The organism is Paenibacillus sp. EKM212P (assembly GCF_011066115.1).
GTDB lineage: Bacteria > Bacillota > Bacilli > Paenibacillales > Paenibacillaceae > Paenibacillus > Paenibacillus polymyxa_B.
Genome location: NZ_JAAMNR010000007.1, coordinates 195,081 through 206,613 on the forward strand (window position 1 = coordinate 195,081; position 11,533 = coordinate 206,613).

The following is an 11,533-nucleotide window of genomic DNA, read 5'->3' on the forward strand; positions in this document are numbered from 1 at the left end:
GAGATTATGACATCTAAGGATATGGCGGATAATGCTGCTAATGAAGTGAAATCGAATGATACTGAGCGGGAATTGATTGAGCTTGAGCTGTTGCTGGAAGGAATTCATCGGCTGTACGGCTACGATTTTCGTAACTATGCTCTGCCTTCGATTAAGCGGCGTGTTTATTATCATGCGCAGTCCGAGAATGTAAGCACGATATCAGGACTTCAGGAGAAGGTGCTGCATGATCGCAGCGCCTTCGATAGACTGGTACAAAGCCTTTCCATTCCGGTGACCGAGATGTTCCGTGACCCGGAGCTGTTTCTGAATTTCAGGCAGAAAATCATTCCTATTTTGCGAACGTATCCGTACATTCGAATCTGGCATGCAGGTTGTTCCACTGGTGAGGAAGTATATTCTATGGCGATCTTGCTGCATGAAGAAGGCTTATATGATAAGGCTCGCATTTATGCGACGGATATGAATAACCTGTCTTTACAGCAGGCGAAGGAAGGCGTATACGGGATCGACCGAATGAAGCTGTATACCAAAAATTATTTGGAGTCCGGGGGCACACAATCGTTCTCTGAATATTATACAGCCAAGTATGATTCAGTGATGTTTCATCCTTTTTTACGGAAGAATATTATTTTTGCGGAGCACAACTTAGCGACAGACCGGTCCTTTAACGAGTTCAATGTGATTTTTTGCCGGAATGTCATGATCTATTTTAACGACGAACTTCGCAACCATGTACATGGGTTGTTTTATGATAGCTTGAGTCATTTTGGTGTGTTGGTGCTTGGGGCCAAGGAATCCATACATTTTACCGATTATAGTGATTCCTACGAGCCGCTGGACCGGATAGAAAAAATATACCGGAAGATTAAATAGAGATGCTTAGGAGGATTCCATGGGGCTTCATGAACCGATTCATATATTGCTGGTAGATGACAGACCTGAGAACCTGCTCGCTCTTGAGGCAGTGCTGGAGAGTGAACAATATAATCTGGTAAAAGCCACATCCGGGGAAGAAGCGCTGCGATGTCTATTAAAAGAAGAATTCGCACTTGTAGTCCTTGATGTGCAGATGCCGGGTATGGATGGAATTGAGACTGCGAAGTTAATCAAGGCCAGAGAGAAAACAAAGGATATTCCGATTATCTTTATTTCAGCTAACAGCAAGGAAGCGGAGCATTTGTTTGCGGGATATTCAGCCGGTGGTATTGATTATATGGTGAAGCCGTTCATCCCTCAAATTCTCAAGTCTAAAATTGAAGGCTTCGTGCAAATGTATCTGACAAACAAACGCTTGAAGACACAGTCCATGCTGCTTCACCACAAGACGCAGGAGCTCGAGAAGATGAACAGCGAACTGATTGCCGCCAAGGAGGCAGCAGAGATTGCTGCCAATGCCAAAACGGAATTTCTGGCAATGATGAGCCATGAGATCCGCACACCTATGAACGGCGTCATTGGCATGATTGATTTGCTGATGGAGACGGAGCTGCAAAGCGACCAACAGGAATATGCCGATATCATCCGTCGTAGTGCAGACGCGCTGGTAGCAGTCATTAATGATATTCTGGACTTCACTAAGCTGGAGTCAGGCAAAATGGAGGTAGAGGAATATCCTTTTGATCTGGTTTCCTGTATCAAGGAAGTTTTCAGCCTATTTACGGTAGAAGTGAACCGAAAGAACTTGGAACTGGTTTATTTTCTCGATGAACAGATGCCTCCTGTGTTATATGGAGATATGGGAAGATTGCGACAAGTATTGATTAACCTGGTATCCAATGCTGTCAAATTTACAGACCAGGGCGGGGTGTATGTCTTCGCATCTGTCAAAGAGCAAAGCGACAATGGACTTACCGTTGAGTTTTCTGTGAAGGATACAGGCATTGGTATTGATCCCGCTAAGGTTGGAAGGCTGTTTCAGCCCTTTTCCCAACTGGATTCTTCAATGACGCGTAAATATGGTGGAACCGGGTTAGGACTCGCTATTTGTAAAACCTTAGTGAATATGATGGGCGGAGATATCCGTGTAGATACGAGCGGAGAACAAGGCGTGACGTTTCATTTTACAATGAAGCTTGGCTTTGCTGATGAAAATGAACTGGAGGGGGAGTCCAGCCACGATTGGGAAATTCCACATCAGGAGTCTCCAAGTCGTAAACCTGTACTGGTGGTGGATGACCATCCGATCAACCAGAAGCTAATGGTTAATATACTGGATAAGCTCGGTTTAGCTTCAGATGTGGCAGCAGATGGGCGACAGGCGCTTGATATGGTCATGGCGAATCAGGACTATGACTATATCTTTATGGACTTGCAGATGCCTGTGATGGACGGTCTGGAGTGTACGGGTAGAGTGCGTGAACAATTGGCGGGAAGATCCCAACCTGCCATTATCGCCATGACGGCTAACGTCATGGAGGGTATTCAGCCTCGATGTATTGAAGCTGGGATGAACGATTATATTAGTAAGCCCGTTAAAATCAGCAGTGTAAAACAGGCGTTGCTACGGCATTCTCCGGACCATTTTCCAATGCAGCCGGGTAAAGATCAAATCAATGAAGCCTAGATGGTGGCATTTGGTAGTGTTTAAAAAGTTATACCGTGATTCAAACGCTCGTATAATGGGTTAGTATGTAGGGAAATCTTTTTTCGGGAGAGTAGGCCTATGAATACAAATAAAAATGAGAAATTTAATGCAATTACAGAAACAACCGATGGCGTAAATACCGTTTATCTGAGTGGAGAGTTGGATCTTTCGGTAGCACCTGATTTTCGTCTGGTGATGGAGCCTTTGGTGGGGGAGTCCAGCCAAGATTTGATTATTAACTTGAGAGACCTTAAATACATTGACAGCACGGGTATTGGTATCTTGTTATCTATTTTAAAAGCAAGGCATGGGATGGAGTCCCGGTTTACAGTTCAAGAGGTACCGCCTCAGATTCAAAAGCTGTTTGATATGACCGGTATTGCCAAATTCTTTGCCCCCCAGGAGAATTCCCAATAGGAAAGGAAAGAAAAAGAAATGAATGCTCAAATTCAAAAAGTAGTTCTTAATTTGCCGGCAACTGCTGACTTTGTTGATATTGTAAGATTAAATTTATACGGTATTGCCGCGAAAATGGGATTCTCTTATGAGGATATTGAAGACATGAAAGTGGCTGTATCGGAAGCCTGTAATAACTCTGTCCTTTATGCATATGGTCATGAGGGGGGAGTCGTGGAAGTAACATTTGAATTTGATGAAGCTTCGTTGTCCATTCGTGTCAAAGATGAAGGGGAGAGCTTTGAACGTGTGGAGGACCCGTCCCGTATCGCATCCTTGCATGACAAGGAGTTGAATGATGCGCAGATAGGCGGATTAGGCTTTTATCTCATGCAGGCGCTTATGGACGATGTCCATATCTTGAATGAGACAGGAAAAGGCACCGAAGTGGTGCTGGTAAAGCGCCTGACCAGAAGTGAGGAAAGAGTATGAATGAAAAGGTAACTCCCCCGGAGTCGATGGATGAAGCCGTTGGTCTAATCTGGGAGTACCAGCAAACAAAAGATAACGAGATTGCTACCGTGCTGATCCGCAAGTATGAGCCAATGGTCAAGATGGCTGCCGGGAAGATCTCCCGTAACCGTCCGGACTTATACGAGGATTTATATCAGACCGGTCAGATGGCTTTGATACGTCTGCTTCAGCAATACGATATCAGCTTGGGTATCCCATTTGAACCGTATGCTATGAAAAGTATGTTGGGACATATGAAAAATTATTTGCGCGACAAATCCTGGTACATCCAGGTTCCTCGCCGTATTAAGGAAAAGGGTGCGCTTGTTCAACATGCTATTGATGAACTAACCGTTAAATTGGAACGCTCACCCAATGTGGATGAGATTGCGACCTATTTGGATCTTACCGTGGAAGAAACGATTGAGGTGCTTGCAGGCCGTGAGTGCTATCACTATGTTTCACTGGACTCGCCTTTATCCCAGGAAGAGAGTGCAGCTACGTTAGGCGAGCTCATTAGTTCGGATGCTAACGATTATGACACTGTGGAAAAACGAATGGATTTGCAGCAGGCTTTAAGCCAACTGAAGGAGCAGGAACAAAAGGTGCTTCTTCTGGCATTTCAGGACGGTCAATCTCAACGTGCGATTGCACAGACGTTGGGCGTATCGCAGATGAGCGTTTCCCGTATTCAGAAGCGGGCAACGGAAAAGCTGAAGCAGATTATGTCTAATTCCTCTATTTCATGAGAAGACCGCGGAATTCTTGGCTTAACATATTTGACGTCACATCGTAAGGACACGTTATTCCGATATGGGAAGCGTGTCCTTTTTATAAAGCGAAAAAGGTTGGGAGGAAGGTTGGAATCCATGACAGCATTTGAACAGATTTCTTCCTTTCGTGGAGGATGGGAATGGTGGGACATCAGTGCTGGGAATTGGCAAGATTCGGTCATACAGCACTTGAAGGAGAAGCTCCCAGAAGCCGCAGAATGGCTGGACAAGGTAGAGGACATTCCATCCAGCTTTATATCTGTGCGCTTTCCAGATGGCAATCAGCCCTTAATGTACGGGTCGTTGATTTACTCCGTTCAGGAGGAGATCGACAGTCAGCGTAATTGCAATAAGTTTTATTTTCTGGTTCTAAACCAAAAGTTAGTGACTTTAAATTTGGATCAAAATACCCGTGAAATCATGCACACCGCGGAACGCCAAAAAATGCTGGAACAGTGTGAGGATGCCGCTGATGGCATGTTTGTATTGGCGAGAGCCGTGCTTCATTATTTTCATACAGGTATGGATAAGTTCGAGATCAACCTGAGAAGACTGGAAGAGGAGATGGAGAAAAGGAATGCCCGTACGCTGATGGATTCTATATTGAATGCACGTTTCGAGCTGTTGTATTGGAGCAATATGTTCATTCCTTTTTCAGAGCTGGTGACGGCTTCTCGGGAGGCATATCTGGATCAACTGGAGGAGAATCGTTTTTTTAAGCAGTTACTTTACCGTGTTACTCGGATGGAAGGACTTTTCCTGCATTATGAAAAGGAAATCGACACATTGATCTCCATTGACGACGCCATTTCCGCATTTAGAGGGAATGAGATTACGAAGACGCTCACCATTGTCACCGCCGTATTTACACCAGCAACCGTAGTGGGCGCTATATGGGGCATGAACTTTGAAAATATGCCTTGGATTAAAACAGGCTGGGGTTTTACCACCGTGATTATTGCCACATTGCTAAGTATGGCGGGAATGTACGGCTGGCTGATGATGAAGGGGTGGACAGGAGACTTATTGAAGGCTAACAAGCGCAACAAATTGTAGCGGCTGATTACAGTCGTTACAATTTAAAAATAAAAAACGATCCATCGTAACTGGAGGCTCTTTGAGGAGTCTATTACCGGTTACGATGGATTGTTTTTAAATGTGATAGGGATAATTACTTAGTACCTTGGCTCATTTTGATATATCCTAATAATTCGGCGATGAAATCTCCGATGACCGGAAGATTTAATTGCACTAGGAAACTGAGCAACCAAGCGAGCAAGGCGAGTATGACCACTGTACCCAGCGTAAGACCGAGACCACGTGCAATGCCTGCGGTCAGATTGCTCATAATTCTTCTTTTAGTGCTGGAGTAGTTCTCCAGAATATCTTTGAATTCTGCTCTTTCGAGCGTATCTGCTATTTGATCTAAGCGTTTGTTAAGCCGCTTGACCTCATGGCGCAGCTCAAAAGGATGCTCATTTACATCAAAGTCTCTCTCCTGATCATGTGTTTTAACATGATTATGAGTAGAAGAAGTCTGCTTGGATGAAACTTCATCTGGCTGATCTTGAGCCTGTAGGGGATGAAAGGTTCTTTTGTTGTTCGCGGTAAGATCATCTCCATATGAATTTGGCTTGTTCATTGTCATCCCAGCCTTTCTATCATTTAAAAACAGCCAGCTTCTTGCATGCTGGCTGTTCAGTGTAGGGCTTATTTTTTTGCCATCAGAATGTGTAGCTATTAGGAATTAGCATTCAATTGTTTCTGTGTATCCTTGGCCGCCTGAGCCGTTGCATCCATAACTTCTTTATCCGCTTTGGCTGCTTCATTAGCGACATCTGCAGAAGCTTTGGTTACGCTGGATACGATGTTGTCTTTACTTTCGGATACCGTTTTGGCTACATCTGCTGTTTTGGTGGAAACGGTTTTGGCCAAATCTGTCGCTTTGCTGCTCACTACAGATGCCACGTCCTTTGTTTTATCGGAGACGACTGTAATTTTATCAGACAGATCACTACGCAAATCACGACCCGGCTTCGGCGCGAACAGCAGGGCTGCGGCAGCACCAATCAAACCTCCAATAAATAAACCTTTTGCAAAACCTGAAGTACTTGCCATATTTTGATTGTCAATGTTACTCATGTTATATCACTCCTCTTATAGAATTAAAGAATAAAAAATATATATAAAATTTTAGGTAGCCCTTCTTAATAGCCTGGACGCCAGTCCGAGCAAGAACACGAACAATGCTGTTCCGAGTATGGCTGGAATGACGGCAAAATCTCCGATGACCGGGCCCCAGTCTCCCAATAGCATGACACCTAGCCAAGCTCCTACAAATCCAGCAATCATAGAGCCCGCAATGCCGCCAGGCATTTCATGACCAGCCAGTGCATCGCCAATCAATCCGATAATAATAGCCATTACAATACTTAGTACAATTCCCCACACAAGGATCGCCTCCCTTATCCTAAGTTCACAAAACCATAACGCTTTTGATGAATGCTGAGCTTCGATATTGCTGAGCCTTGCTTACTTCGTATATAAACGTCGTGACCCGGAGTGAAACAAAAAGCCGACTCAGACATTTACCGGTGGGGAGTGGAAGGAAGCTGCATGCGCGCTCGCCAATAGATCACAGGAACGGTAAACACCAGCCAAATTATACCTGCAATATAGCCACCCACAATATCTGTAGGAAAGTGAACGCCTAGATATATGCGGCTTAATCCAATCAAGAGAATCAGTAGTGCACCCAGAGCGCACGGAAGAAAGAGCGAACGCCCACGAATCTTTCGTTCTATGGCCCAAATGGCAAATATCATTCCGAAAAATCCCATGGAAATCATCGCATGACCACTGGGAAAACTATAACCCCCGGCTTCAACCAAATGTTGAAGTGACGGGCGTTCCCGTTGCAAAATTTCCTTAATGAGGGTATTCAGCACCCACATCGCCGTAAAGCTGCTTAGGATCGCAAAGGAATAAGCTTTTGAACGAAGACTGACCCAACACAAGGTAGCAGCACCGAGGGCGATGATCAACGACATGCGGAATGAACCGAAAGATGTAATGAATATAGCGATGGTTAGCAATTGGTAACGAGCAGCTGCTGTGTCTGGAAAAACGGCATCCTGTATGCGTTCATCCCAATATAGAAAAGGAGCTGTGCCAATCCATTTCACAGAGTAGGCGACGAGAAGCAACACAGCGATCATGATAATAGATGCATACAGACTACGGCGCAAATAGCTTGGTAGGAAACGGGATGGTTGGGGTTCATGAGATAGCATATGTAATAAATCTCCTCCTTATGGCTGTGATAGATTCAATTTTTCGTACTATTAACTTAACTAATAATGAACTTAAGAGCAAAACCCGACGGAGACGACAGGCTGATTGAGGCATATAAGCCCGGGGTAAAGGGATCGTATCACAGCGTTTGTAATGTCAGGGCCGGAAGTGGAATAGTCATCACGAAGCAAAGCTGCTTTACGGAACTGTAATCCATGGAGGTGTTAAGGATGATTAAAATAGTGACATCGGCAGAAAGACATACCTCAAATAAAGGATGGATTCATAGTGAGTTTAGCTTTTCGTTTGCCGATTATGAAGATCCGAGCAATGCCCATTTTGGCTGTATGCTAGCCCATAATGATAACGAGCTTGAACCGCAGCAAGGCTTCAAAAGACATCCGCATCACGATTTGGAAATCGTCACCTATGTAATTGAAGGCCAATTGCATCATAGCGACAGCTTAGGACATGAGCAGGATTTGAAAATCGGCTCGATCCAGGTTCTGAGTGCAGGCACCGGAATTGAACATGAAGAGCGAAATACTGGGGATGAAAGACCGGTTCGTTTTTTGCAAATGTGGTTTTTACCTGAGAGTCCTGGCATTCAGCCTTCTTATCAGGTGCAAAGATTCAAGCACAGTGAACGTCTAAATCGGCTTCAGCCTGTTGTGTCTGGTTCAGAAGTGGAGGGAGCGTTATCCATCGCGCAGGATATAAATCTGTATCTGAGCAGATTGGAAAAAGGACAGCAACTTGAATATCCACAGCAAGAGGAGCGCCGCACCCACATCTATGTAGTTAACGGTCATGTGGAAGTTACGTGCCAGGATGGGGATTTTCAGTTAGGGCCTGGTGACGCCGCGCGAATTCAAAAAAGCTGTACATTAAAGATACTAGCTACAGGTAATGAGGATATATCTGAACTGGTGTTAGCGGATTTGCCTTGAAGCATCCTTGAGTGAGTGAAAAATAAAGCTCGTATTCCGTTGCACGTCTGTTGAGACGACCGGAGATACGAGCTTTATTTACGGTGACAGGGCTACTACCATGAAGGCTGTTACTCATGATGATAGGTTGTAATACAGCTAAGCTGTATTCCTATAAGCTGATTCAGGAGGACTTACGCAATCTACCCAGTTCAGAAACAATAGCTTCAACCTCTGAAATGCTCAGGTTAGGCTTGCTTATCACCATATCATAGACATCATGGATGTCCTCGTATTGCTCCAGCGAGAAAGCGGAAGCCTGCATAGCAGCACCACTCGCCATACGAAGCTTGGTTTTAATACCCTCAATCATATACTCAATGTTGGCATGAGACGGTACAGACAAATCCATCGTTAATTTTCCATCCTTTCATAACAGGGGAAGTTGCCTGTATTGTATCATGTTTTTGTTGTAGAATGTACTGAAAGCCAGATTACCGATATATAACCGAATCAAGGAGGATGGACAAAGTTGTCTTTGTATAATCGAGCTTTCGCACCCGGTCGCTCGTCCTTAGAACATAATGTAAAGAAAACAGATCGAGATGGACTCGCGCCGTTTTTCCGAGAAATTCATCATCAGCATGCTATAGATAAGTTGACTTTTGTTTGCATCGGTACAGATCGCTCCTCGGGTGATTCACTCGGGCCACTGGTAGGCACCATGCTCAAGGAGCAAGGCTTTCCGCACGTGATTGGCACAATGACGGAGCCCTGTGATGCAGATCATCTGGTTTCATACTTGGAGTGCATTCCCCAAGATCATCATGTGATCGCCATAGATGCTTGTCTTGGACAGCACGGCTCAACGGGAATGTTTCTTATTGCGCGTGAACCGCTAACTCCTGCGCGATCGGTGGGGCTGTCTCTGCCGTCTGTTGGTCATTATAGTGTTGCAGCGATTGTGAATGAGCGCAGTCCCAAACCCTATTGGACACTCCAAATGACGTCGCTTCACTTGGTCATGACCATGGCTGCGCATATTGCTAATGCGGCGGCTTATGAATTTGGCTTAAAAACAGCTTCGCAAGATTTTCCAGAGGGTTACCGTTTCAGATATTGATGGTCTGCTTAATAATATACATCAGCATGTTCTACTCACTAATATATTCAGATCCAATAGATTATATACAGAGAAGGAAGGGTTCCACATGGAAAAGGTATTAAGCGAAGGAACGACGATCTGCTATGCCGAACAGGGAAAAGGAGATCCGATCATTCTATTGCACGGATTTTGCGGAAGCTCTTCCTACTGGGATGAGGTTGTTCCCTTGCTATCCTCAAGCTATCGTTGTATTGTTCCAGACTTGCGTGGACACGGACGCAGCGATGCTCCACTAGGAGCCTATACTATTGATCAAATGGCAGATGATGTGCTTAAACTTCAAGAACAATTGGACATCCCTCAGGCTGCCTGGTTTGGCCACTCCCTAGGAGGCTATCTAGCCCTTTCGGCAGTGCAGAGACATGCAGAGCGCCTTACAGCCTTTGGACTGATTCATTCCACAGCTTATGCAGATACGGACGAAGGTAAAGAAAAGCGGAATAAGGCTGTATCCACCATCCAAACAGAGGGGATTACGACCTTTGTAGATGGACTCGTACCGGGACTGTTTGCTCCTGATCATGTGGAGTCGATGTCCAGCCAATTACTGAAAGTCAAAGAAATTGGCTACAAAACACCACCACAAGGAGCCGTAGGAGCATCACTGGCTATGCGCGAGCGTACTGATCGTCGGGATGTATTGTCGGCTTCTGCATTGCCAGCCCTTTTAGTAGCGGGTGAGCAGGATCAGGCGGTTCCTCCAGCGCGGACGTTTACAACAGATCGGGCCGGAGTAACTCAGGTTACCCTACCGGAAGCAGGTCACATGAGCTTGTTCGAAGCACCGGAGTTATTAGCGAACGCTATCTTGACATTTTTAGAGCAGAACTTGAAAAAATAGACTAAGGGAAGCCCAAAAAACCGGAACCTTCTGAGGTGATAATCAGAAGGTTCTGGTTTTTTGTGTAGTCAATTATTTTTAGGAGTGTAAGGTGTCTAATTTATGTTGCTTTTGTTAAAGGCAAACGCTGTCGGCAAACCGTCAATACTCTCCAAATTTTTCTCATAGGCATATCTTTTAAGTGCTTCTTCTCCCATCTGAATTGAGACTTCCTTCAGCTTTTCCCGTTCGCTCGTGTATGTCATGAAGGGAACCGCAAAACCACATGAATTCTGAACCATGTGAATGTCCACAACAATGATTTGTCTTGCACCGGGAAGCGGGTTGAAGAGTGGGTACAGCTCATTCCATTGCTTAGTATCAGGCAGCGCGACGGTACCAGTGCCATAGAGCTTTAATACACTGGGAGCGCCCTCAAATGCACAAAACATGATTGTTACCCGTCCGTTCTCGATAATGTGGGCGCTTGTCTCGTTGCCGCTTCCCGCCAAGTCGAGATAGGCTACCCTTTGGTCCGATAGAATACGAAAGGAATCATATCCCTTGGGGGAAAGGTTAACGTGCCCTGTCTTGGATAGCGGTGCTGATCCTACAAAGAAAATGTGCTGCCGCTGTATAAACTCTTGATGTTCCGGTAATATCGAGCTAAATTGTTTACCCAAACTCCATCATCCTTTCTCACAAAAATATTCATATAAATTTTGTTTCTAAAGAAAATAATTATTATAAATAATTTTATAAAATGTTTAAATATACTGATTAATTTTTTGTTTCGTATGAAACAAAAATATCACAACACTAACGAAGAAGCAATATTGATTTAAAAAAACCCGTCATTCGCTAGTCACATGAGCAGCTACAAAGTGCTGTACCGTAGGAATTCACTGCCATACGTGAGCATTCTGACTTCCTGATCATTGATGTTATTAACTGAGGGTGAAGGTTATAAGTGGTATTTCTGCATGGTAGGGCATTTGGCTTTTAGACAAGGATGTCATACAATCAGAAGACAGAGTTTCTGGTTGTCTAGGCATC

General features: G+C 44.7%; 15 protein-coding genes. 9 read left to right on the forward strand and 6 right to left on the reverse strand.

The window, feature by feature from the left end; genetic code table 11:
* The first annotated feature begins 6 nt into the window (after window positions 1-6).
* From G9G54_RS20160 to G9G54_RS20185, 6 genes are all read left to right on the forward strand, one after another.
* A complete protein-coding gene (locus G9G54_RS20160; RefSeq protein WP_165179364.1) occupies window positions 7-876 on the forward strand; it encodes a CheR family methyltransferase in 870 nt (289 codons plus the stop codon).
* A 19-nt stretch (window positions 877-895) separates the two neighbouring features.
* The gene (locus G9G54_RS20165) at window positions 896-2,566 is read left to right on the forward strand and encodes a response regulator (protein ID WP_165179365.1); all 1,671 of its coding nucleotides are present in this window, start codon (window positions 896-898) and stop codon (window positions 2,564-2,566) included.
* A 99-nt stretch (window positions 2,567-2,665) separates the two neighbouring features.
* A complete protein-coding gene (locus tag G9G54_RS20170; RefSeq protein ID WP_061831464.1) occupies window positions 2,666-3,004 on the forward strand; it encodes an STAS domain-containing protein in 339 nt (112 codons plus the stop codon).
* An 18-nt stretch (window positions 3,005-3,022) separates the two neighbouring features.
* Window positions 3,023-3,475 carry an anti-sigma B factor RsbW gene (gene rsbW / locus G9G54_RS20175; protein ID WP_061831463.1) on the forward strand — a complete coding sequence of 151 codons (453 nt, stop codon included), beginning with the start codon at window positions 3,023-3,025 and terminating at the stop codon, window positions 3,473-3,475.
* Window positions 3,472-4,245: a sigma-70 family RNA polymerase sigma factor gene (locus G9G54_RS20180; protein ID WP_013311929.1), complete on the forward strand. Its 774-nt coding sequence runs from the start codon at window positions 3,472-3,474 to the stop codon at window positions 4,243-4,245. The genes rsbW and G9G54_RS20180 overlap by 4 nt, the downstream gene beginning before the upstream one ends.
* Window positions 4,246-4,365: 120 nt before the next feature.
* Window positions 4,366-5,325, forward strand: a complete 960-nt coding sequence (locus G9G54_RS20185) for a magnesium transporter CorA family protein (RefSeq protein WP_165179366.1) — start codon at window positions 4,366-4,368, stop codon at window positions 5,323-5,325.
* A gap of 115 nt (window positions 5,326-5,440) precedes the next feature.
* Here the strand turns inward: G9G54_RS20185 and G9G54_RS20190 are convergent, their stop codons facing one another.
* The 4 genes from G9G54_RS20190 to G9G54_RS20205 form a co-directional block, all read right to left on the reverse strand.
* Complete coding sequence (locus G9G54_RS20190; RefSeq protein ID WP_165179367.1) at window positions 5,441-5,917, reverse strand: DUF5665 domain-containing protein; 477 nt, start codon at window positions 5,915-5,917, stop codon at window positions 5,441-5,443.
* A gap of 92 nt (window positions 5,918-6,009) precedes the next feature.
* Entirely contained in the window at window positions 6,010-6,411 is a 402-nt protein-coding gene (locus tag G9G54_RS20195; RefSeq protein ID WP_023990268.1) for a YtxH domain-containing protein, read from the reverse strand.
* A 51-nt stretch (window positions 6,412-6,462) separates the two neighbouring features.
* Window positions 6,463-6,720, reverse strand: coding sequence for a GlsB/YeaQ/YmgE family stress response membrane protein (locus G9G54_RS20200; RefSeq protein WP_069011991.1), 258 nt, complete (start codon window positions 6,718-6,720; stop codon window positions 6,463-6,465).
* Window positions 6,721-6,857: 137 nt separating this feature from the next.
* Window positions 6,858-7,562 carry a phosphatase PAP2 family protein gene (locus tag G9G54_RS20205; RefSeq protein ID WP_165179368.1) on the reverse strand — a complete coding sequence of 235 codons (705 nt, stop codon included), beginning with the start codon at window positions 7,560-7,562 and terminating at the stop codon, window positions 6,858-6,860.
* Window positions 7,563-7,793: 231 nt separating this feature from the next.
* Here G9G54_RS20205 and G9G54_RS20210 point away from each other — a divergent pair, with 231 nt between their 5' ends.
* Window positions 7,794-8,513, forward strand: a complete 720-nt coding sequence (locus tag G9G54_RS20210) for a pirin family protein (protein ID WP_165179369.1) — start codon at window positions 7,794-7,796, stop codon at window positions 8,511-8,513.
* Window positions 8,514-8,676: 163 nt separating this feature from the next.
* On the opposite strand, the gene G9G54_RS20215 is transcribed toward G9G54_RS20210, so the two are convergent.
* Window positions 8,677-8,904, reverse strand: coding sequence for a DUF1128 domain-containing protein (locus G9G54_RS20215; protein WP_013373034.1), 228 nt, complete (start codon window positions 8,902-8,904; stop codon window positions 8,677-8,679).
* A 126-nt stretch (window positions 8,905-9,030) separates the two neighbouring features.
* Here G9G54_RS20215 and yyaC point away from each other — a divergent pair, with 126 nt between their 5' ends.
* Entirely contained in the window at window positions 9,031-9,615 is a 585-nt protein-coding gene (gene yyaC / locus G9G54_RS20220) for a spore protease YyaC (protein WP_238808284.1), read from the forward strand.
* Between the two features lie 88 nt (window positions 9,616-9,703).
* A complete protein-coding gene (locus G9G54_RS20225) occupies window positions 9,704-10,498 on the forward strand; it encodes an alpha/beta fold hydrolase (RefSeq protein WP_165179371.1) in 795 nt (264 codons plus the stop codon).
* A 95-nt stretch (window positions 10,499-10,593) separates the two neighbouring features.
* Here the strand turns inward: G9G54_RS20225 and G9G54_RS20230 are convergent, their stop codons facing one another.
* A complete protein-coding gene (locus G9G54_RS20230) occupies window positions 10,594-11,160 on the reverse strand; it encodes a pyridoxamine 5'-phosphate oxidase family protein (protein ID WP_053326079.1) in 567 nt (188 codons plus the stop codon).
* Window positions 11,161-11,533 lie beyond the last annotated feature (373 nt).